A 20,258-nucleotide genomic window follows, 5' to 3' on the forward strand; every position below is an offset into this window, starting at 1 on the left:
CAAACGCCCCGGCCCTGCAAATGCGCAGGTGCCGGGGCGTTTGGCTTTTGGGCCTGCAGGGCGCTAGCGTACCGGCAAGAACACCTCGGCCATCATGCAGCGGGCGCTGCCGCCACCGTGCTGCTCTATGGTGTAAAGGGGCGCGTGCAGGATAGCAGTATGTGCCTCTATCCTGGCTACTTGCTCTGGGCTCAAAGAGCGGTAAGCTTGCTCAGACATGACCAGGTAGGGCTGCCCGCCTGCGCCTTCTACCTGCAGCATATTGCCCGCAAAAGACATCATTTGCTCCAGCGTGATGGTGATGACAGCCTTGCCGGTGCGCTCAAAATGAGACAGCAGGGCCGCCTGCTCATCGGCATCCGGTACAGCGGCTAAGCAAATGACCACAAAATCTTTGCCCAGTGCCATCATGACATTGGTGTGGTAGATTTGTTGCCCTCCGCCATCTACTGCGGTGAAGGGCACTGCGGTGTAGCCCATACGGGCACAATATTCATTGAGCAGGGCGCGCCCGGTACGAGGGCTTAGGCAGGCATAAGCCAAGCCGTTGGGCCGGTCTAGGATGAGGCTGCCGGTCCCTTCCAGGAAACGGTTTTCGGATTCTGCGCCCTCAAAGTGAAGGCGCTCCCCGACTTCAAAGGTATCAGCGAGCTGCGCCAGGATATCCTCTCTACGCTCGTTGCGGCGGGTCACAGCGTGCATAGGGTAGGTCGCTACCCGGCCGTCCTCGTGAAAAGTCACCCAGTTGTTCGGGAAAATAGCATCGGGCTTGACAGGGGCTTCGGTATCTTCTACTACGTGCACGACAACGCCGGCAGCACGCAGCTTATCGACGAAGCCGTCGAACTCCGCGCGGGCTTTTTCCTGCACTTCTGAAGCTGACAAATTGGGGTCTTGAGATTGGAATGCGTTGTTGACCGCTGTTTCTTCGTTGTAACCGAAATGGGCAGGGCGGACCATCAAGAGGTGGTTGGTGATTTGTTTGGTCTCCACGGGCTAATTCTTTTGGGCGAAGGTAAAAAACTGTTTGGTAACCCGTGCGTTTTTTGCCTTTGCGGAAAGCTGGCGCGCACACCGTTTGACCGGGCTTGGGCTTAGCACAGCTGTAGGCATGATCGGCACTAGGCTGGCATTGGCCTAGCGCTGCGAAGGGGGGGGACGCCCGACAGGGCCGAGCGGACAGCGAGCCCCGGAGCATAGCGGCACCTGCCAGCAGGCAGGGGCAGGCCCCCTCACATTGTGCAGGGGCAAGCCCAAAAAAATCGGCACTTTGGTACAGCCTAAAACAATGCCCCGGCGATAGCAGCGGTAAGGAAACAAGCTACCGTGCCGCCGATCAGCGCTTTGATACCGAACTCGGTAAGGGTTTTCCGCTGGGAGGGGGCGATGGCGCCAATGCCACCGATCTGAATGCCGATGGATGCGAAATTGGCGAAGCCGCACAGGGCGTAGGTAGCGATGAGCAACGATTTGTAGCTGATCTGATCTTTAATGCCCTCCAGGGCTGCATAAGCGAAAAACTCGTTCAGGGTAGTTTTGAGGCCGAGGAGCTGTCCGACCAGCAGGACATCTTCGGACGCCACGCCTAGCAGCCAGGCCAGTGGGGCAAACAGCATACCGAGGACGTACTCGATATTGAAGCCCTCAAAGCGGCCGTTGGTCTGGTTGACCACATATTCGTTGAGCCCGGTCGGGGCGCCAATCCAATTGATGAACAGGTAATTGAGCATAGCGATGAAGGCCGTAAAGACCAATAGCATGGCCCCTACATTGATGGCCAGCTTGAGCCCATCTGTAGTGCCGCGTGAAATGGCATCCAAGAGGTTATTGCCTACCTCCTGCCGAGGGATGTCCAGCTTTTGGTGGGCCAGGTCTATCTGCTCCGTTGCAGGAAAGAGCATCTTGGCGGCCACAATAGCAGCAGGGGCAGAAATGATGGATGCGGTAAGCAGGTGGGTGGCAAAGAGCTGTTTGGCCACGGGGTCGCTGCCGCCCAGAAAACCAACGTAGGCTGCAAACACACCGCCAGCTATGGTCGCCATGCCCCCAGTCATCAAGCAAAGGATTTCAGACTTGGACATCTGCTCAAGGTAAGGCTTGATCACGAGAGGGGCTTCGGTCTGCCCGATAAAGACATTCGCGGCAGCAGCGAGGCTTTCCGCTCCGGTCAGGCGCATCGTTTTGGTCATAACCCAGGCAAACCCTTTGATGATCACCTGTAGGATGCCCAGATAGTACAAAACAGAGGAGAGCGCAGAGAAGAAAATGATGGTGGGCAGTACCTTGAACGCAAAAATATAGCCTACGGTGAACACCTCCCCTTCCGCTGCGCCTGGCAACTGTACAAAGTCGGGCCAACTGCCGAGCACAAAATCAGCGCCCGCTTCGGTGAAATCGAGCACGACCACAAAAAAGCTTGCGACAAGGTCAAATGCTTTTTTGACCAGCGGCACCTTCAAAATAGCGACCGCGAGCAGCACTTGCATGCCCAGGCCTACGCCTACCAGCCGCCAATCAATGGCCCGGCGGTTGGCGCTTAACAAATAACAGATGGCGAGCAGCGAGGAAACGCCCAGCGCACCCCGGAGCAGACTAATTGTAAAATCCATGCAGCCCTATTTTGAGACGTCCAAAAGTAGGAAAAATAAACAGGCTGCAAAAATATGATTGCCCGGCTGTACAAAAGGGGGCAGCAAGTATTCCCAATCCCAGATGAAGATTGCAGCTTATTCTTTATACTTTTGCTGAAATCACTATTGCATTTATGTCGAAACCTCTAATCATTGGCATCACCGGGGGGAGTGGCTCCGGGAAAACGACCTTTATCCGCCGCTTAAAGGAGCGGTTCGCCCCCGGCCAGCTGTGCGTTATCTCACAAGACGATTACTACCGCCCCCGGGAGGAGCAATCGCAAGATGAAAAGGGGGTCCACAACTTCGACCTGCCACAGTCCATAGACGATACGGCCTTTGCGGCTGATGTACAGCGGCTCATTGATGGCAGAACGGTCTCAAGACAGGAATATACGTTCAATAATGCCGCTGCCCAGCCTAAAACCCTGACCTTTTCGCCCGCTCCCATCATTTTGGTGGAAGGGATTTTCATTTTCCACTTCCCTGCCATACGCCGGCTCTTTGATGTCAGAGTTTTCTTGCATGCCAAAGAAAACCTTAAGGTCATACGGCGTATCAAACGGGATCAGATCGAGCGCAACTATCCGCTTGAAGATGTCTTGTACCGCTATGAGCACCACGTGCTGCCTACTTTCGAGCGGTACATCAAACCGTATATGGATGAGGCGGATATCATTGTCAACAACAACCTGCAGTTTGACCGTGGGCTGGAGGTGCTTACCGGCTACCTTCAGCATTACCTCCAAGTTGGGCGGGAAAAATTTGACCATGACGATGCCTGACCTGATGCTTTGCTATCCGCACAAATGAAGAAAGCCCTTGGAGCACGCTCCAAGGGCTTTCTTCATTTGTGCAGCTGCCCAGCTTACACCTATTTGGCTTTGACAGCACGGACAGCACGGTAGGGCTGCCCATCTACGACCAACTGCACCTGATACAGCCCGGGGGCATAAGCTACTCCTATGGCTTGTGGCGCCACCCCTTGCTCTAAGGCGATGCGCTCCACCAGCTGCCCGAGCTGATTGAATACCAGCGCTTCGGCCCGACTTGCATCCTCAGGCCAGGACAGGTCAAGGTGGAAAGCAGAGGCAGTGGGGTTGGGGAAGACCGCCAGCCAAGTGTCTGCGGTGAAATCGTTAGTCCGGTTGGGCGTCCCTTCTTCGGTAATCAGCACTTGATCGATGCCCGCTTCTACAATATGCCCTTCGGCATCATCGCCAGTCGTGATGATGAGCCGCATATTGTCTGTGAGCGCAATCACCTCGTTCAGGGGGATGTCCTGCAGTGTGCGCCAGAGGCTTATCGATTGGGTGACGGTAAGGATCTCTGCTTCTTCCACCCCATTAGAGATGGCGATGCGCAGCTCATCATTGGGGGTAGAGCCCGGCTGCCCACCGGCGTTGTAGAACCAATAGCGGAGGCTGAGCACAGGCATATCGTAACCGGAGAGATCCATTACAGGGGAGGTCAAAATGACGTTGCCGCCATCGACATCATCGTTGCCAGCGCCTCCGCCCCCGTTGCCGGTGGAGTAACAAGCGTTGCCAAGGTCATCGGGCACATCAGCCCCGGGGTGAGAGGCCACCCCTTGGTATTCGGTGCCCACAGGTGCGCCAAGCACCCAATCGCCACTGCTTGCGTTGCCGGTAGATGCCCATCCAAGATCGAACACAAAGTCATCCTGATACCCATCTTCCAGCTCGATCGTCAGGGAGGCATTGCCATTCAGCTGCACCTCCTCGATAACGCCATGCAGGTAGCCCCAAGCACCAGCATAAACCGCGTACTCGCCTTCTGTCACATTGGAGAAATTGAACGTGCCGTTCGGGCCGGTGGTGGCCGTAAAAGTGAAAAGCTCATTCTGAGCTACGACAATCGCTCCGGGGACGGGGCTGCCGTCTGCACTGCGGATGGTCGTGCCTGAAATAGCATAAGACTGCAAGGGCGCAAGTTCCACATCGGCTTCTGTCAGCTCGCCATTGTTCAGCTCTACCGTTATGGTTTTCGAGCGGTAGCCAGGTTTGGCGTAAGTAACTTCAAAAGCGCCGCTCAGGACTTGGCCCGTAGCGTAGTTGCCGAACACATCAGTTTGCCCAAGGTTAGGCTGCTCGGAATCGATGACCACTTCCACCTCGTTCAAAGGCATGCCGGTGATCGAGTCTGTCACCATGCCTTCCAGCCAGCAGGCGCGCATAAAGTTGGGCTGCAGCACGTACAGCCCGCTGTTGATATCCGATACCAGCACCGTTTGTGAAGGCAGGAAGGGGTACAAGCCCCACGCACCGCTAAAGCCGCCATTGCCCCCAAGGAAGGTATCGTAATTGCCCACCTCGATCAAGTTGTCGGGACGGGAAGCATCCACTACCCTGCCGCCATCGGTATAGTAAGAGATCAGCAGGTAGTCGTCCCAAACGTGGACGTTGTGCGGGATGACATTTTCGCCCAGGGTCTCGATCGGGCGGTAGAGGTCCAGTTCTTCAATATTCCCAAAATCGGTAATATCGTAAGCAGCAACCGGTGCATTGCCTACCTCATCGGTGGTAAAAGCGACCGTCTCCGCGTCGTTCACCCAGATGTTGTGGGTGAAGTTGAAAGGCGTAGGCTGTGTGCCCAAGAGCTGTATGTTGTTTTTGTCGGCCACATCATAAATGGCCATGCGGCCCTGATAGATTTCAGAAGCGTACATGTGGTTGTTGACCGTATAAACATCGTGGGAGTAGACATTAGGGGCAGGGGCGACAAATTCGGGCTCCCCTGTTTCTGTATCTACATTCAGGATGAGCATGCCGCCGTTGTTGATGTTGCAGCCGGCCAGGTAGGCAAAGCCAAACTCATCGATGTAAATATTGTGGCAGGTCTGCAGCAGGCCCAGCCCTTCGAGCTCGGGGGTCCAATGATAATAAGGCGCAGCTTCGGGCAGCTGAGAGAGGTCGATGACCGTCACCCCTTCCGTAGTGCCGCCCTGATCTGTGGTGATGTAGGCGAAATGCCCCAAGGTCTTCATGTCCCGCCAAGTAGAGTTTTGCCCGGGGATGCGGGCAACCTCCTCAGCATTTTCGGGATCGGCCAAGGAAACGATAGACACGCCGTTGCGCAAGCCCACGATGGCATATTCTACGCCGGTTTCGGGATCGGCCCAGCCCCAGATGTCATTTAGGTCGGTATTGTACTGTACCTGCGAAAGGAGGTCCATGTTGAGCTGTGCGGAAATGGCGCTTGTCGCGAAAATGCCCAGCGCGAGCAGTAATACTTTTTTCATACTTGATGGTTGCTATTGCTCCACCGGCAAGGGTGGATGATAAATCACTAATCAGTTAATAAAGCGCTTGTTGCCTTCAAAGATATCCGCTTTGAGCGGAATCCCAGCTATCTTCTCCGTTTGACCACTGCAATTGTTAATCGGCTGACACATATCAAGCTGCCGGCCTCATCCCGGATATCGATTTGCCAAACGTGGAGGCTCCGGCCGATCCGCAAAGGCATGGCCCGGCCCGTCACCAGGCCGCCGGTAGCAGATTTCAGGTGGTTGGCGTTGATTTCCACCCCGACGGCCATGTGGGTTTGCATATCCTCCAGGCACAACTGTGAGGCCACGCTGCCCAGGGTCTCTGCCAGGGCTACTGAGGCGCCGCCATGCAGCAGGCGGGCAGGCTGGAAAGTGCGCTCGTCAACCGGCATAGTTGCCTCCAGGTAGTCGTCGCCATAAGCCGTAAAAGTGATGCCCAGGTGGCTGACCAGCGTATGCTGGCTGACCTGACCGAGCGCTTCAAGGGTAAATGCTTGCTTCCAAATCATAAAGTGGTTTTTGATGGTAATGCCATTTTGGAGCGGAAATCCGGGAAAAATTACCGAGTATTGCAGCAAAAAGCGTGCAGCGAGTCATCATCTTATCGCCGGCTCACCCGTTACGCGGGGGGATCGCCTCCTCAACAGAACGGCTGGCACAGGAGCTGCAGCAGCAGGGCAGCGAAGTTGTCATCTTGTCTTTTAGCCTGCAGTACCCCAAATTGCTTTTCCCTGGGAAAACCCAATACACAACAGACCCTGCGCCCAACGAGCTGGACATCCGCCCTGTGATCAACTCCATAAACCCTCTGAACTGGCTGAAAGTTGGCAGGCAGCTCGCACAACTACAGCCCGACCTGATCATTTCCCGGTTTTGGCTCCCTTTTATGGGGCCCGCGCTCGGCACCATCCTCCGTACGGCCAAAAAACGTACGCCGGCCATATCCATCGGCATAACAGACAATGTAACCCCCCACGAGCAGCGCCCGGGCGACAAAGCCCTTACCCGCTACTATCTTGGCGGCTGTGATGGCTTCATCGTGATGTCAAAATCAGTGGAAGAAGACATCCGGAAATTCACCAGCCTGCAGCCGGTCGCCTATACCCCTCACCCGATCTATGACAATTATGGCCCCATCAGCAGCCGCAAAGCGGCTCTGCAACAGCTCGGGCTGCCGGAAGGGCAGCGCTACCTGCTGTTCTTTGGCTTTATAAGAGAATACAAGGGGCTCGACCTGCTCTTGCAGGCCATGGCCCTGCCACAGGTGCGCTCGCTTAGGCTCCAACTGATCGTAGCCGGCGAGTTTTATGGCCCGGAGGCGCCCTATCGGCAGATGGTGGAAGACCTGGGCATAGCGGAGGCGGTGATCTTCCGCAGCAGCTATATCCCAAAGGAGGAGGTCGGGCTCTATTTTGCGGCAGCTGACCTGGTCGTGCAGCCCTACAAAACAGCGACGCAGAGCGGGATATCCCAGCTGGCTTTCCACTTCGAGAAGCCCATGGTGGTCACGGATGTAGGCGGGCTGCCCGAGATTGTGCGCCATGGCGAAGAAGGTTACGTAGTGCCGATAACGCCGCAGGCCATCGGCAACGCTATTAGCGATTTTTATGCACATGGGCGGGAAGCGGATATGACAAAAGCTGTGCGCACAGGCAAAGCCCGGTTCGATTGGAGCCACATGGCCAGTAAAATCAGGGAAATGTACCAACGGCTAAAAACCCCCAACTCATGATGGACCGTATCCAAGAAGCGATCAGGGATAGCCTGCAGGCCAAAACCCGGCTGTTATCTGCTCCGCATTTGCTGGAAAAGACCGCTCAGGCCGCCGTGCAGTGCGCTGCTGTTTTCCAGAACAAAGGCAAAGTCCTTTTTTGCGGCAATGGCGGCAGCGCTGCGGATGCGCAGCACCTTGCAGCGGAATTCTCTGGCAGGTTCTACTTCGACCGCCCCCCACTCTATGCAGAAGCCCTGCACGTCAACACCTCTTTTGTCACAGCTGTAGGCAATGATTATGGGTATGAGCACATTTATTCCCGTATGGTGGAGGCTGCCGGCCGGGAAGGCGATATCTTGTTCGCTATGTCCACCTCCGGGAATTCGCCCAACATCATCCGGGCAGCTGTTGCTGCCCGGGAGGCCAAGATGATGGTGATCGGCATGACCGGCGAGGAAGGGGGGCAGCTGAAAGCCCATTCAGACGTATTGCTCAATGTGCCGAGCTCGGATACGCCCCGCATACAGGAATGCCATATGCTGCTGGGCCACATCATCTGCGAGCTGGTTGAAAAAGAGCTGTTCGGCTGAACCGGCACAAAGCAGATTGTCGTTGTTTGGGCTTGCCCCCTCGGTAAGGATAGGGCCTGCCCAGCTTGCTTCGCGTGATGGGCCTGCCCCTGCCCACGGGCAGGTGCCGCTATGCTGCGGGGCTCGCTGTCCGCTCGGCCCTAGCGGGCGTCCCCCCCTTCGCAGCGCTAGGCCAATGCCAGCCTAGAGCCCGGAAAGCTTGAACGGCTGCGGCATTTTGGCTTATGCCTCGGCTGCTAAGCCCCACCGTACATTTTGAACTGCGGGCTGCGCTGTTTGCGCCCTGCCGCCGAACAAGCGTATACCATGGCCTGCGCGATCTCCTCTGGCTTCACCCAATCTTCAAAATTGGCATCCGGCATATTTTCCCGGTTGGCTGGGGTATCAATAACACTGGGCAGCACCGTCACCGCTTGAACATTCCTATCGCCCGCTTCTGCGTTGATCAGCTCCGCCAGGTGAAGGACCATGCCCTTGGACAAGCTGTAGGCCACGAGCGATTTCCCCGCCTCAGGCTGTAGGGCGGGGCGGGCGCCTATCAGCAGGATGCGCCCCCCGGGCGCCATTTTGGGCAGGGCGTGCCGGCTGCAGTGGTAGGCTGATTTAAAATTCAGGGACAGCATCTTGTCCAATGCCTCCTCATCGGTTTCTGCCAAAGTGCCCATAGCAAAGCCGCCAACCAGGAAAACCGCTGCATCCCAACTTGTGCTGCGCTCCTCAAAAAAACGGGCTACCTCCTGTTCATCCATCACATTGAGCGGGCTGTACGCCAAATGGCCTTTTTCCTCCAGCTGTTGCAAGCGCGCTACCTGCTCTGACTTCCCCGGCTCTGTCAGGGCATGCACGGCATAGCCGTTCTCAAGGAATGCTTCGGTCACGCTCAGGCCCAAACCTCCTGCAGCGCCGCTTATGATCACGTTTTTCATTGTTTTGTTTTTTATGCTTGCCAAACTTGATGCGCAGGGGGCTGTTGCAAGGCAAAATGGCGTGGTTGAAAACCGCTCATCTTCCTCGCTATACCAGCCCGAGGCAGCAAGCCTGCTGAAATCAGGTTGTCCTGCTTTACTAAAAAAGGAAAGGGCAGTATTTGTTTAGAGCGTGTTAGGCCTTTAGTAATCGGTCTGTCCCACTAGACAGCGGGACACTTTTTCGCTCTTACTTTGCCGGGCGGCAAAGGCTCATCCGATGATGTCGTACCTTTGGAAAAACTAAGCCAATGAGAAAGAAATATTCTGCCCTTTTCCTAGACCGGGACGGCGTGGTCAACCAAAGGCTCCCTGACGCCTATGTTGCTGATCCTGCTTCTTTTAAATGGATGCCCGGTAACCCCGAAGCCATTGTAAAATTAGGCCACCTTTTCCAGCGGCTGCTCATCGTCACCAACCAACAGGGCGTCGGCAAGGGGCGGATGTCTCAGCAACAGCTCGACGATGTACATGATTTTATGCTGCAAGGCTTGGCGGGCATGGGCGGGAAGGTAGACGGCATTTACAGCTGTACCGACTTGAAAACCCAGCCGGGGAACTGCCGTAAGCCTAGCCCTGAGATGGGGCTGAAAGCCAAAGCCGCGTTCCCTGATATCGACTTTGGCCGCTCCCTGATGGTGGGCGACTCCCTCTCAGATTTGCAGTTTGCCCAAAACCTGGGCATGCCGTGTGCTTGGCTGAAAGGGAAAAACGAAGAGGCGACGGCCATAAAAACTGCCGTACAGCGTGGACTGCCCGTGGCGTATGAGGTAGAAAGCCTGCAGGAGCTCTACAGCATACTGCTCGAGGCCTGAAACGGCCTTGCTCAGCGCCGGCCTCAATGCTATTGCCCCTTTGGGGCATCTTGGGCGAGGCGTTTAGCTTCCCGTCGGGAAGCCTGCTTTCATGGTAGCGCCATAATGCTCGAAGAACGTTTTGATCTCTGGCAGCTGCTGAGCACAAATGGCGGCAATGGCCAATAGCACAGCGTAAATGAGCAGGGTCTGCACATTAAATTCAACGTTGGGATGTACTGGTTTTCTCATGGCTAACCTCATTAAATACAAAACAAAATACCGAATAAAACCCAGAGTACAATCAAAATAACATTAAAAAACGCCAAATACAAACAAAAAACAATCCATGGCATCGCTCTAACCCCTGCCACGGCACCCGCGCAGCCGGGGCCTTTGCTCCAAGATGGCAGCGGCCTAGCGCTGCGGAGGGGTTTGAGAGCTGTTCGGATTTTACACTTCGGGCTGCTCTTGCCAAATTTTGGCCTGCTCTTCGTTGTTTTTCGGTCACGTAGCTAGGCTATCGGATTCAAGAATGGGCCCCTTTGTCCCATTCTTGAATATAAAACGCCCCTGCCTAACTGGCAAGCGCTAGCTTGGCAGGCCTGTGCCCAGTCCCAGAGGGACGATAATCCTCTCCGACAATCGTCAGATTGTTGAAAGGCCATAAGCTGGCATTAGTCCTGTAAGGACGGCAATTTGGCCTGCGCCCAGTCCCAGAGGGACCATAATCCTTTCCAACAATCGTCAGATTGTTGAAAGGCCATAAGCTGGCATCAGTCCTGTAAGGAACGACAATTTGGCCTGCGCCCAGTCCCAGAGGGACGATAATCCTCTCCAACAATCGTCAGATTGTTGAAAGGCCATAAGCTGGCATCAGTCCTGTAAGGAACGATAATTTGGCCTGCGCCAGTCCCAGAGGGACGATAACCCTCTCCGACAATCGTCAGATTGTTGAAAGGCCATAAGCTGGCATCAGTCCTGTAAGGAACGACAATTTGGCCTGTGCCCAGTCCCAGAGGGACGATAATCCTCTCCAACAATCGTCAGATTGTTGAAAGGCCATAAGCTGGCATCAGTCCTGTAAGGAACGACAATTTGGCCTGCACCAGTCCCAGAGGGACCATAATCCTTTCCGACAATCGTCAGATTGTTGAAAGGCAATAAGATGGCATCAGTCCTGTAAGGACGGCAATTGGGCCTGCGCCCAGTCTCAGAGGGACCATAATCCTTTCCGACAATCGTCAGATTGTTGAAAGGCCATAAGCTGGCATCAGTCCTGTAAGGAACGGCAATTTGGCCTGCACCAGTCCCAGAGGGACGATAACCCTCTCCGACAATCGTCAGATTGTTGAAAGGCCATAAGCTGACATCAGTCCTGTAAGGACGGCATCAGGGCAAGCCCCAAAAACGATAATTTGGCCTGCGCCAGTCCCAGAGGGACGATAATCCTCTCCAACAATCGTCAGATTGTTGAAAGGCAATAAGATGGCATCAGTCCTGTAAGGAACGGCAATTTGGCCTGCACCAGTCCCAGAGGGACGATAACCCTCTCCGACAATCGTCAGATTGTTGAAAGGCCATAAGCTGGCATTAGTCCTGTAAGGAACGACAATTTGGCCTGTGCCCAGTCCCAGAGGGACGATAACCCTCTCCGACAATCGTCAGATTGTTGAAAGGCCATAAGCTGGCATCAGTCCTGTAAGGACGACAATTTGGCCTGTGCCCAGTCCCAGAGGGACGATAACCCTCTCCGACAATCGTCAGATTGTTGAAAGGCCATAAGCTGGCATCAGTCCTGTAAGGACTGACAATTTGGCCTGTGCCCAGTCCCAGAGGGACCATAATCCTTTCCGACAATCGTCAGATTGTTGAAAGGCCATAAGCTGGCATCAGTCCTGTAAGGACGGCATCAGTCAAAATATTGAAAATAGCCCTACATCCCCCCAAGACAAACCAATAATAGGCCCCAAAACTTGCCCGATACCTTGATGATACCGGCCTAGCGCTGCGCAGGGGTGGCCGAAGGCCAGACCCGACGCCTGTAGGGCGAGGGGCCGAGCGGACAGCGAGCCCCGCAGCATAGCGGCACCTGCCCGCTGCCCCCACCCTTGCAGCAGGGGCAGGCCCCCTCTCGGCAATCAGGTTTGTGCACCGCCGCGCGAACATATCCCCCGCCAGGCTTTTCTATTTAGGCAGCTGAGGGCACACTTAGTGTAAAAAACACATGAAGCCTTTGGTTTTTCCTCCAATTTTCATTAACTATAGCCAAGCGGAGCGCTTCCGCCAGTCACAAAACCCTGCTATGTCCAGACTCGTCATCATTTCCAACCGGCTCCCCGTCACCATCAAGAAAGAAGCCGGGGACCTCATCTATCACCCAAGTGCCGGCGGCTTGGCTACCGGGCTGAACTCCCTTGACGAAAGCTTTGAAAAAATATGGATCGGCTGGCCAGGGCAGGAGATCAATGATGAATGGGAAAGGGCTACGGTACAGGAAGACCTGAAAAAAGATGGGCTTTACCCGGTATTCCTTTCTCAGCAAGACATAGCGCTGTACTATGAGGGGTTCTCCAATAAGACCATCTGGCCTCATTTCCACTATTTCACACAATACACCTCTTACAACGACGACAATTGGGAAGCTTATCAGGCCGTGAACCGGAAGTTTGCAGAAGCCGTCATACCGCTCATACAAGAGGGCGATATGGTGTGGGTACACGATTACCAGCTGATGCTGCTGCCGGCTATGATACGCGAAGCTTTCCCTGAGGTCTCCATCGGTTTTTTCCTGCACATCCCATTCCCCTCCTATGAAGTGTTCCGGGTGCTGCCTTGGCGCCGGCAACTGCTGGAAGGGGTTTTGGGAGCGGACCAAATCGGCTTCCACACCTTTGGCTACATGCGGCACTTCCTGAGCGCAGTATACCGGATCTGTGGCTTCGAGCACCACTTTGGGATGCTCACCGTAGGCAACCGCCTGGTCAATGTAGACGTCTTCCCAATGGGCATTGACTATGAGAAATATGCCCACCCCGAAGGCGAAAAACAGCTCAGCGAGGCTTCCCAGAAAATAGTCGCCCTTTCGCAACAGCAGAAGCTGATCATCTCCATAGACCGCCTCGACTATTCCAAGGGCATCCCGCAGCGGCTCCGGGCCTTTGCCAGCTTCCTTCAGGGCCACCCCGAATACCATGGCAAGGTATCCCTCGTCATGATCGTAGTGCCCTCCCGCGCCAATGTGCCGCAGTACAAAGCGCTCAAGCATAAAATCGACAACCTTGTTGGCCGCATCAACGGGGAGTTCAGCGGCTTCGACTGGGCACCAGTGCAATATTTCTACCGGAGCCTAAATTTTGGCGACCTCACCACCCTCTACAAGGCAGCTCACATTGCCCTCATCACCCCCTTGCGGGATGGGATGAACCTGGTGGCCAAGGAGTTCATCGCCAGCAAAGAGGACAGCAAGCAGGGCGTCATCATCCTCAGTGAAATGGCCGGGGCCTCCAACGAGCTGACAGAGGCCATCTCTGTCAATCCCCAAGACCGGCAGGACATCACCGACGCCCTCATACAAGCCTTGAATATGCCGCCCGAGGAGCAGCGCGCCCGCTTGGAGAGCATGCAGGAAAAACTTAGGAAATACGATGTCAAAAACTGGGCAGCCAACTTCATCAAGGAGCAGAAAAAACTGATGGAATCCCAGCGCGCAAAAATCGCCAAACGTATGAACAATAGCATTCGCAAAGACCTGGTCGGAAAGTACCGGGCAGCCAGCCACCGGCTGGTCATCCTGGACTACGACGGGACGCTCATGCCCTTCCACAAAGACCCACAAGCGGTAGTGCCGGACGAGGAGGTCATGGGGCTCCTCAAACTGCTGTCGGGCCACGAGGGGACCAAACTGATCGTCAACAGCGGGCGCGACCGCAACACCCTGGAATCTTGGCTCGGCGGGCTGGGGCTCGATATGGCAGCCGAACATGGGGTATGGATGAAACGGGATGGAACCTGGAAAAGCAACCCGGGCTTGTCTGTATCCTGGAAGCCCAAAATCCGGCAGGTACTGGAAAATATGGTGGAGCGCACCCCCGGGTCTTTCATAGAAGAAAAAGATTTTTCCATCGCCTGGCACTACCGGCAGATCGACCCCGAGCTGGGCGAAAAGCGGGTCCGTGAGTTCAGGGATGTCCTCCTCTACCTGACCGCCAACGATGACCTGCAGGTGCTGGAGGGCAATAAAGTGGTGGAGATCAAAAATGCGGGGGTCAATAAAGGCAAAGCTACCCTCAACTGGCTTGGGGAGCAGCCTTGGGATTTCATCATGGCCATAGGCGATGACCACACCGATGAGGATACCTTCAAAGCGCTGCCAGAAGATGCCAACACCGTCAAAGTGGGGCTCGACAAGTCTGTTGCCCGCTTCAATCTGCTTTCGGTGGAAGATGTGCGCAAGTTCCTGAAAGAATTTACGGTGGGCTGACCCCTCCGCTGGCCGCACGGCACCGCAAGGTGGTAGATAAAATGCACGCCCTTGCCGGAAATCTGTTTTATTGGCCCTGTTTTTACCAACCTATTCAATTACTGGTTATGATTCAGGGGTTTCTACTCGGTTTTACAGCCTACGCCAAAGCCGCCCGCATGGTAAGCCGGCACGGGCTCTGGGGGTATGTGCTGGTGCCCGGGCTCATCAGCCTGCTGCTGGGCTCGGCCATCCTCTCTGGCGCATGGGCCATCAGCGATGACATCAGCGGGTGGGCAATGGCGCTGTACCCGTTTGAGTGGGGCAAAGGGGCTATTGAGCGCATCATCCAAGTGTTTGGCGGCGCAATGGTCATCATTCTGGGCCTGCTGGCCTTCAAACACCTCGTCATGGCCATCACCTCCCCTGTCATGAGCCTGCTATCTGAAAAAGTGGAAAAGATCCTCCGCGGGGGGCAGCCCCAAAGCGCTGCCTTTTCCATCCGCAAAGCGCTCAGCGACTTAGCAAGGGGGCTTGCCCTGGCTTTGCGCAACCTCCTGCGCGAGCTGGGCTATACGGCCCTGCTCCTCCTGCTTGGGCTCCTCCTGCCTTTCCTCAGCCCAGCCATTACCCTCCTCATTTTCATGGTGCAAGCCTACTACGCGGGCTTCGGCAACCTTGATTTCACCATGGAGCGCTACTTTGACGTCAAAGGGAGCGTAACCTTCGCCAAATCCAACCGGGGGCTCTGCCTTGGCAATGGCACCGCCTTCCTGCTCTTGCTCTTCACGGGCCTTGGTTTTTTGTTCGCCCTACCGCTTGGCACCATCGCAGCCACCATAGAAGGGCTCAAAGCCCTGGACAAGCAAGGCTCGCCAAGCTGATTTCAGGCTTGATAAACCTTCTACCCACCAAGCTCAAATTGGGCATGGCAAAACGCCCACGCGCCCACCTGATTGCTTCTTTGTGGGGCCTGCCCCTGCCTAAGGGCAGGTGCCGCTACGCTCCGGGGCTCGCTGCCCGCTCGGCCCTACCGGGCTGGCACACCCCTTCGCATCGCTAGGCCGATGCCACCGCGAAAGCCCGCAAGCCAGGGCAATGGCATCCACAGGAGCCTGCCGGGAGGCTGGCACAGCCCCCTGGTTTTCCTCACAAACCCAATCTAAATAAGCGCTTAGCCAAACCTGCTGATGTCCACCTCGGGGTCTAGCGGGGCACCGTAGCACAAGTGCTGCGCCAGGTGGTGCGCCCAGAACGGGCCAAGGGAAGCCCCCTTGGTGCCCAGCCCGTTGAAGAGCGCAAAGCGGGAGATTTCCGGGTGCCGCCCAAGGAAAGGCCGGCGGTCCTTGACCGTAGGCCGCACCGCGGCTTTGTGCGAAAGCACCTCAAAGGGATGGCTGAGCACCTCCTCTAACCGCTGCCGTAGGAAAGCCCCGCCCGATGCCGTTGGCTTTTCATCTTCAAACTTCCAACCGTAAGTTGCCCCCACCCAATAGGTTTCAGGCACGGGCAAGGGCACAATGAATACGCGGTGCTTCAGGATTTTAGAGAACTGAACGCCCGGTATGCGCACGATGAGCACCTCCCCTTTCGCCCCGCCGTAGGGCAGGTAATTGAAGAAAGGGTTGCTCGCGCCCCGGTGCCCCTCCGCAAATACCACTTGCCCGGCACGCCAGCCTTCGTACGCCACCCCTGCTGTGCCCACCTCCAAGGCGTCATAGCGCACATCGCCCTCAATCAGCCGGCCTTCCGCCCTGAGCTTTTCACGGTAGGCGCCCGTCAGCCCGGGCAAGTCGGCCTGCCCGCCTTTCAACACCTCCCCGTAGCTGTAGGCCAGCACGGTGTGCAGTGCATACTCCCCTAGCCTCGCTTGCTCTTTCATATAAGGCGCATAGGCGGGGTCGCCGGTGCGGGACAGCCAATCGTTCTCCTCCCCCCGGTTGAACAAAGTGCGGATGATGGGCAACTCGTGAAAAAAAGGCTTCCCAAAAACCTCGGACAGCTCGGCGTAAGCCTGAACAGCAGAGGGGATCAGCTCGTCTACCCGCCAAGATTTCACATACCTGCGCCCGGTGATGGGGTTGATAATGCCTGCGGCCACTTGTGAGGCCGCATGAGGGCTGAATGCATCCGCTACCGCTACGGCCTTGCCCTCCTTCTCCAGAAACCAAGCGAGGAGGGTGCCTGCAATGCCTTGCCCAATGATCAAAAAATCGACTTCTTTCATGATAGGTTAAAACAGCCATGACTGGAGTTGGTTGCCTCCCGGTTTGGCATCGCCCCAGTGCGGCTAGACTCCGAATGATTGGCCAGTATGCCCATGCTTAAGCCTGCTCTGAGGCCGTGGGTTTTAATGGTCAATAAGTTACGGCCCGGTGCACTAGGGAAGCGGGCGCCCCAATTCTGCCTGCACTTTCTTGGGCAGTTTGCTGGCCACCAGCTCATAGGAATGATCGATCAGCTCCCGCAGCAGGCGCTCGGGCAGCCCATCCTCAAAAACGACGGTATTCCAATGTTTTTTGTTCATATGCCAGCCCGGCCGGATTTGAGGGTATTGCTCCCTGAGCTCCACTGCCCTATCGGGGTCGCATTTCAGGTTGGCCCTAAACTCGGCCTCATCTAATCCGGTGAGGGCGAACATTTTGCCCATGACTTTAAACACAAGGGTGTCTGGCCCAAAAGGCAGGTCTTCTGTCACACCGGGCTTCTCCAGGCAATAGGCGCGAAAAGATTCGATGTCCATTTTTGCTTTCAAGATAGGTGAATCTCCTGGGCTTATGCAGGTTTTTATCCACAAAAGCCCTTATATTTGCTCCGCTTTCCGCAGCCGGTGCCTACACCGGCACACATGACCCCGTAGTTCAAGGGATAGAATAGGAGTTTCCTAAACTCTAGATCCAGGTTCGAGTCCTGGCGGGGTCACTAACCACGACAGGACGAGAAGCTTGTCACGCTCTACTGCGGGATAGCCTGCCGGGGCCGCTCACCACGGGCAAAATCAAAATGCCACAGGATTTTAAGCTTTACAGACTTGATGATACCGGCCTAGCGCTGCGCAGGGGTGGCCGAAGGCCAGACCCGACGCCTGTAGGGCGAGGGGCCGAGCGGACAGCGAGCCCCGCAGCATAGCGGCACCTGCCAGTTGGGGCCCTCCTTGCGGCAGGGGCAGGCCCCTTGCGGAGGAGGCAGCCCTAAAAAACGACAATTTAGCCTGCGCCCAGTCCCAGAGGGACGATAATCCTCTCCGACAATCGTCAGATTGTTGAAAGGCCATAAGCTGGCATCAGTCCTGTAAGGACGGCATCAGGGGGCAAGCCCCAAAAAACGACAATTTGGTCTGCGCCCAGTCCCAGAGGGACGATAATTTTTTCCGACAATCGTCAGATTGTTGAAAGGCCATAAGCTGGCATCAGTCCTGTAAGGACGGCATCAGTCAAAATATTGAAAATAGCCCTACATTCCCCCAAGACAAACCAATAATAGGCCCCAAAACTTGCCCGATACCCAAGGCCATCGCGAATAGTTCCCTATTTTTCATCCGCCAAATTGAACCGCTTTTTGCTTTGCCCACACGATTTAGCGTAGAGCCTTTTACACACTATGAACTTGTTGTCCAAGGGCACACTTACGTGCAATGCGCTCTGTAAGGGCTTCAAAATCAGTGTAGGCTTTACGTACCGCCTGCACATGAGCCCCTATCGCTCCGTCCGAGGGCTTTAATAGAAACACTGGCTTATTAGCCTCCATCGACATGGGAGCAAGGCTGTGGTAATGCTTGAGCAGCCCCAGACAGTTAGTATCTTCTAAAACAGATATGTTTTGACCGGTTGACCTCAACATATATTCGGCGTAAACGCCTGGAATACGGTCGGCAAACCTCAGGTAGGCTTTCACTGGCCGGCGTTCTTTAGCGGTGTACTGCATCACTACATAACCACCGGGCTCAACCGTACCCTTTGGCACACTGGAATCGTCACGCTGCTCCGGATAGCTGCTCATGCGTTTTTCCCATCCTTGCTTCCAGCTCTGCAGAGTGTTGCCAAGATTCTTGATCCCCTGAAGGGAAAATATATCAGAAGCTACCGGTATAATGACGGTATCCGTACTTAGAATTGCAGTACGGTTGATGGCGCCCAGGTTCGGCCCTACGTCAATCAATACCACATCTGCTTTATGCATTTTTGCAGCTGCTTCAATCGCGGTTTTAAAGGCACTCATTACCTTGAAACTGTAAATATCACCATCGAGGCATTTCAGCCAGGCATCACTAAACTTGTCTTCAAATAGTGAAAGCGACAAACTCCCGATAAGCAATCCTATGTCTTCATTTACAGATTCTATGTGCACCCCGCCAAACCCTTCGCCTTCTGAGATGGGGGTAATCGCATCCAGAACCGTCAGCTTTTCATCCGCATCAAAGGTTTGGTATAGCCGCTCATCGTCCAAAAACAAAGCGCTAAGGTTGCTTTGAGGATCAAGGTCGACTGCCAGTACACGGTAGCCCAGTTCTGAAAACATGTAAGACAAATTGTAGACCATTGAGGTCTTGCCTACTCCGCCTTTGTTGTTGAAGAATACGATTTTATGCATGCCATTTCCGGTTTATTCTAATCGTTACCCTGAACTTGGTCTGCAAGTTGAGGTCAAATTCAGCCCTAGGGTTCCCGTTCTTTTCCAACTGCTTCTGTGCATTGAAGATACCAAAATTGAAGCGATTGACATAGTTGAGGTTTTTCATGGCCGTGGCTACAACCGGATTACGGTAATCGCTCGCTCCCGGGAAGTTTTCCGGGCGTACTTCTCCATAAAGCCCAAAAGCATAAACGACTGCGACATTTTAGTCAGCGTCCCCTCTAAAGTCTCTCCGGAATTATAGATATTTAGGGCGGAAGGAGCACAAGCGAATAACAGTGCTTAAACGCCATTTTCCAAAAAGTCTAACCCTCCTTTAGCAATAGCAGGAAAAAGCAGGCGTTTTTCGGAAAAATTCAGAGCCACAAAACACATCATGACAAGCATAAATCAAAGACAAGAACTACAAAACCAAATCTGGAAGATCGCTAACGAGGTGCGGGGCTCTGTAGATGGTTGGGATTTCAAGCAGTTTGTACTGGGCACGCTCTTCTACCGCTTTATCAGCGAAAACTTTACCAGCTATATCGAAGGAGGTGATGATAGTGTGAACTATCCGGAATTACCCGATAGTGTCATCACGCCGGAAATCAAGGAGGATGCCATTAAGACCAAAGGGTATTTCATCTATCCCAGCCAGCTCTTTGTGAATGTGGCCAAAAACGCGAATACCAATCCTGACCTCAATACGGACCTAAAAGCCATTTTTTCAGCCATCGAAAGCTCGGCTAGCGGGTATCCATCCGAACAGGATATCAAAGGGCTGTTTGCCGATTTTGATACGACGAGCAGCCGCCTGGGCAATACGGTGGAAAACAAAAACAGCCGACTGGCTGCTGTCCTTAAAGGTGTAGCAGGGTTGAAGTTTGGAAATTTTGAGGACAACGAGATTGACCTTTTTGGAGATGCCTACGAGTTTCTGATCTCCAACTACGCGGCTAATGCCGGGAAATCCGGTGGCGAGTTTTTCACGCCTCAGCATGTCTCCAAGCTCATCGCACAGCTGGCGATGCACAAACAGGAAAAGGTCAACAAAATATATGACCCTGCGGTAGGCTCCGGCTCTTTGCTCCTGCAAGCCAAAAAGCACTTCGACAATCACATCATCGAAGAGGGGTTCTTCGGGCAGGAGATCAACCATACGACCTACAACCTGGCGCGTATGAACATGTTTTTGCATAA

At 54.7% G+C, this 20,258-nt stretch carries 17 protein-coding genes, 1 tRNA gene and 1 pseudogene; 9 read left to right on the forward strand and 10 right to left on the reverse strand.

Annotated features, from left to right (window positions below; all coding sequences use genetic code 11):
• Positions 1–63: 63 nt before the first annotated feature.
• A complete protein-coding gene (gene ctlX / locus FRY97_RS02480; protein WP_147165839.1) occupies positions 64–993 on the reverse strand; it encodes a citrulline utilization hydrolase CtlX in 930 nt (309 codons plus the stop codon).
• 287 nt (positions 994–1,280) lie between these two features.
• Positions 1,281–2,609, reverse strand: a complete 1,329-nt coding sequence (locus FRY97_RS02485; protein ID WP_147165840.1) for a NupC/NupG family nucleoside CNT transporter — start codon at positions 2,607–2,609, stop codon at positions 1,281–1,283.
• A 155-nt stretch (positions 2,610–2,764) separates the two neighbouring features.
• On the opposite strand from FRY97_RS02485, the gene FRY97_RS02490 reads away from it, so the two are divergent.
• Positions 2,765–3,415: a uridine kinase family protein gene (locus FRY97_RS02490; RefSeq protein ID WP_147165841.1), complete on the forward strand. Its 651-nt coding sequence runs from the start codon at positions 2,765–2,767 to the stop codon at positions 3,413–3,415.
• Between the two features lie 89 nt (positions 3,416–3,504).
• Here FRY97_RS02490 and FRY97_RS02495 read toward each other — a convergent pair whose 3' ends face one another.
• Entirely contained in the window at positions 3,505–5,892 is a 2,388-nt protein-coding gene (locus FRY97_RS02495) for a choice-of-anchor B family protein (protein ID WP_147165842.1), read from the reverse strand.
• Between the two features lie 107 nt (positions 5,893–5,999).
• Positions 6,000–6,428, reverse strand: coding sequence for a hotdog fold thioesterase (locus tag FRY97_RS02500; protein ID WP_147165843.1), 429 nt, complete (start codon positions 6,426–6,428; stop codon positions 6,000–6,002).
• Positions 6,429–6,502: 74 nt separating this feature from the next.
• On the opposite strand from FRY97_RS02500, the gene FRY97_RS02505 reads away from it, so the two are divergent.
• Both FRY97_RS02505 and FRY97_RS02510 read left to right on the forward strand, forming a co-directional pair.
• Complete coding sequence (locus tag FRY97_RS02505) at positions 6,503–7,651, forward strand: glycosyltransferase (RefSeq protein WP_211356791.1); 1,149 nt, start codon at positions 6,503–6,505, stop codon at positions 7,649–7,651.
• On the forward strand, positions 7,648–8,223 hold the full coding sequence (locus FRY97_RS02510; RefSeq protein WP_246141520.1) for a D-sedoheptulose-7-phosphate isomerase: 576 nt from the start codon (positions 7,648–7,650) through the stop codon (positions 8,221–8,223). Before FRY97_RS02505 ends, FRY97_RS02510 begins: the two co-directional genes overlap by 4 nt.
• Before the next feature lie 236 nt (positions 8,224–8,459).
• Here the strand turns inward: FRY97_RS02510 and FRY97_RS02515 are convergent, their stop codons facing one another.
• Complete coding sequence (locus tag FRY97_RS02515; RefSeq protein ID WP_147165845.1) at positions 8,460–9,149, reverse strand: SDR family NAD(P)-dependent oxidoreductase; 690 nt, start codon at positions 9,147–9,149, stop codon at positions 8,460–8,462.
• Here FRY97_RS02515 and FRY97_RS02520 point away from each other — a divergent pair.
• Positions 9,133–9,318, forward strand: a complete 186-nt coding sequence (locus tag FRY97_RS02520) for a hypothetical protein (RefSeq protein ID WP_147165846.1) — start codon at positions 9,133–9,135, stop codon at positions 9,316–9,318. The two genes, FRY97_RS02515 and FRY97_RS02520, sit on opposite strands and share 17 nt — an antisense overlap.
• 121 nt (positions 9,319–9,439) lie before the next feature.
• Positions 9,440–10,003: a D-glycero-alpha-D-manno-heptose-1,7-bisphosphate 7-phosphatase gene (locus tag FRY97_RS02525; RefSeq protein WP_147165847.1), complete on the forward strand. Its 564-nt coding sequence runs from the start codon at positions 9,440–9,442 to the stop codon at positions 10,001–10,003.
• A gap of 63 nt (positions 10,004–10,066) precedes the next feature.
• On the opposite strand, the gene FRY97_RS22270 is transcribed toward FRY97_RS02525, so the two are convergent.
• The gene (locus tag FRY97_RS22270; protein WP_170254466.1) at positions 10,067–10,234 is read right to left on the reverse strand and encodes a hypothetical protein; all 168 of its coding nucleotides are present in this window, start codon (positions 10,232–10,234) and stop codon (positions 10,067–10,069) included.
• Positions 10,235–12,287: 2,053 nt separating this feature from the next.
• On the opposite strand from FRY97_RS22270, the gene FRY97_RS02535 reads away from it, so the two are divergent.
• Both FRY97_RS02535 and FRY97_RS02540 read left to right on the forward strand, forming a co-directional pair.
• A complete protein-coding gene (locus tag FRY97_RS02535) occupies positions 12,288–14,465 on the forward strand; it encodes a bifunctional alpha,alpha-trehalose-phosphate synthase (UDP-forming)/trehalose-phosphatase (protein ID WP_147165849.1) in 2,178 nt (725 codons plus the stop codon).
• Positions 14,466–14,572: 107 nt separating this feature from the next.
• Positions 14,573–15,328: an EI24 domain-containing protein gene (locus FRY97_RS02540; RefSeq protein WP_170254467.1), complete on the forward strand. Its 756-nt coding sequence runs from the start codon at positions 14,573–14,575 to the stop codon at positions 15,326–15,328.
• A gap of 290 nt (positions 15,329–15,618) precedes the next feature.
• On the opposite strand, the gene FRY97_RS02545 is transcribed toward FRY97_RS02540, so the two are convergent.
• Positions 15,619–16,671 carry an NAD(P)/FAD-dependent oxidoreductase gene (locus FRY97_RS02545; protein WP_147165851.1) on the reverse strand — a complete coding sequence of 351 codons (1,053 nt, stop codon included), beginning with the start codon at positions 16,669–16,671 and terminating at the stop codon, positions 15,619–15,621.
• 153 nt (positions 16,672–16,824) lie between these two features.
• Entirely contained in the window at positions 16,825–17,187 is a 363-nt protein-coding gene (locus FRY97_RS02550) for an MmcQ/YjbR family DNA-binding protein (RefSeq protein ID WP_147165852.1), read from the reverse strand.
• A gap of 107 nt (positions 17,188–17,294) precedes the next feature.
• Between FRY97_RS02550 and FRY97_RS02555 the strand changes: the two genes are divergently transcribed.
• Positions 17,295–17,366, forward strand: a tRNA-Arg gene (locus FRY97_RS02555).
• A 669-nt stretch (positions 17,367–18,035) separates the two neighbouring features.
• Here the strand turns inward: FRY97_RS02555 and FRY97_RS02560 are convergent.
• A complete protein-coding gene (locus tag FRY97_RS02560) occupies positions 18,036–19,034 on the reverse strand; it encodes a ParA family protein (protein WP_147165853.1) in 999 nt (332 codons plus the stop codon).
• A pseudogene (locus FRY97_RS02565) lies at positions 19,027–19,245 on the reverse strand (ATP-binding protein); the annotation flags it as partial. The pseudogene FRY97_RS02565 and the gene FRY97_RS02560, both read right to left, overlap by 8 nt.
• 207 nt (positions 19,246–19,452) lie before the next feature.
• Between FRY97_RS02565 and FRY97_RS02570 the strand changes: the two are divergent.
• Positions 19,453–20,258: type I restriction-modification system subunit M (locus tag FRY97_RS02570; protein WP_147165854.1), on the forward strand; the 806-nt coding region annotated here is incomplete at its 3' end.

Source organism: Phaeodactylibacter luteus (genome assembly GCF_007993045.1).
GTDB classification, from domain to species: Bacteria; Bacteroidota; Bacteroidia; order Chitinophagales; family Saprospiraceae; genus Phaeodactylibacter; species Phaeodactylibacter luteus.

What these genes read in the sequence shown, in the direction of transcription:
- FRY97_RS02485 (WP_147165840.1), bottom strand. Translation starts at nt 2,609, where the DNA reads ATGGATTTTACAATTAGTCTGCTCCGGGGTGCGCTGGGCGTTTCCTCG.
- FRY97_RS02490 (WP_147165841.1), top strand. Translation starts at nt 2,765, where the DNA reads ATGTCGAAACCTCTAATCATTGGCATCACCGGGGGGAGTGGCTCCGGG.
- FRY97_RS02495 (WP_147165842.1), bottom strand. Translation starts at nt 5,892, where the DNA reads ATGAAAAAAGTATTACTGCTCGCGCTGGGCATTTTCGCGACAAGCGCC.
- FRY97_RS02500 (WP_147165843.1), bottom strand. Translation starts at nt 6,428, where the DNA reads ATGATTTGGAAGCAAGCATTTACCCTTGAAGCGCTCGGTCAGGTCAGC.
- FRY97_RS02510 (WP_246141520.1), top strand. Translation starts at nt 7,648, where the DNA reads ATGATGGACCGTATCCAAGAAGCGATCAGGGATAGCCTGCAGGCCAAA.
- FRY97_RS02520 (WP_147165846.1), top strand. Translation starts at nt 9,133, where the DNA reads ATGATCACGTTTTTCATTGTTTTGTTTTTTATGCTTGCCAAACTTGAT.
- FRY97_RS02515 (WP_147165845.1), bottom strand. Translation starts at nt 9,149, where the DNA reads ATGAAAAACGTGATCATAAGCGGCGCTGCAGGAGGTTTGGGCCTGAGC.
- FRY97_RS02525 (WP_147165847.1), top strand. Translation starts at nt 9,440, where the DNA reads ATGAGAAAGAAATATTCTGCCCTTTTCCTAGACCGGGACGGCGTGGTC.
- FRY97_RS22270 (WP_170254466.1), bottom strand. Translation starts at nt 10,234, where the DNA reads ATGAGAAAACCAGTACATCCCAACGTTGAATTTAATGTGCAGACCCTG.
- FRY97_RS02535 (WP_147165849.1), top strand. Translation starts at nt 12,288, where the DNA reads ATGTCCAGACTCGTCATCATTTCCAACCGGCTCCCCGTCACCATCAAG.
- FRY97_RS02540 (WP_170254467.1), top strand. Translation starts at nt 14,573, where the DNA reads ATGATTCAGGGGTTTCTACTCGGTTTTACAGCCTACGCCAAAGCCGCC.
- FRY97_RS02545 (WP_147165851.1), bottom strand. Translation starts at nt 16,671, where the DNA reads ATGAAAGAAGTCGATTTTTTGATCATTGGGCAAGGCATTGCAGGCACC.
- FRY97_RS02550 (WP_147165852.1), bottom strand. Translation starts at nt 17,187, where the DNA reads ATGGACATCGAATCTTTTCGCGCCTATTGCCTGGAGAAGCCCGGTGTG.
- FRY97_RS02560 (WP_147165853.1), bottom strand. Translation starts at nt 19,034, where the DNA reads ATGCATAAAATCGTATTCTTCAACAACAAAGGCGGAGTAGGCAAGACC.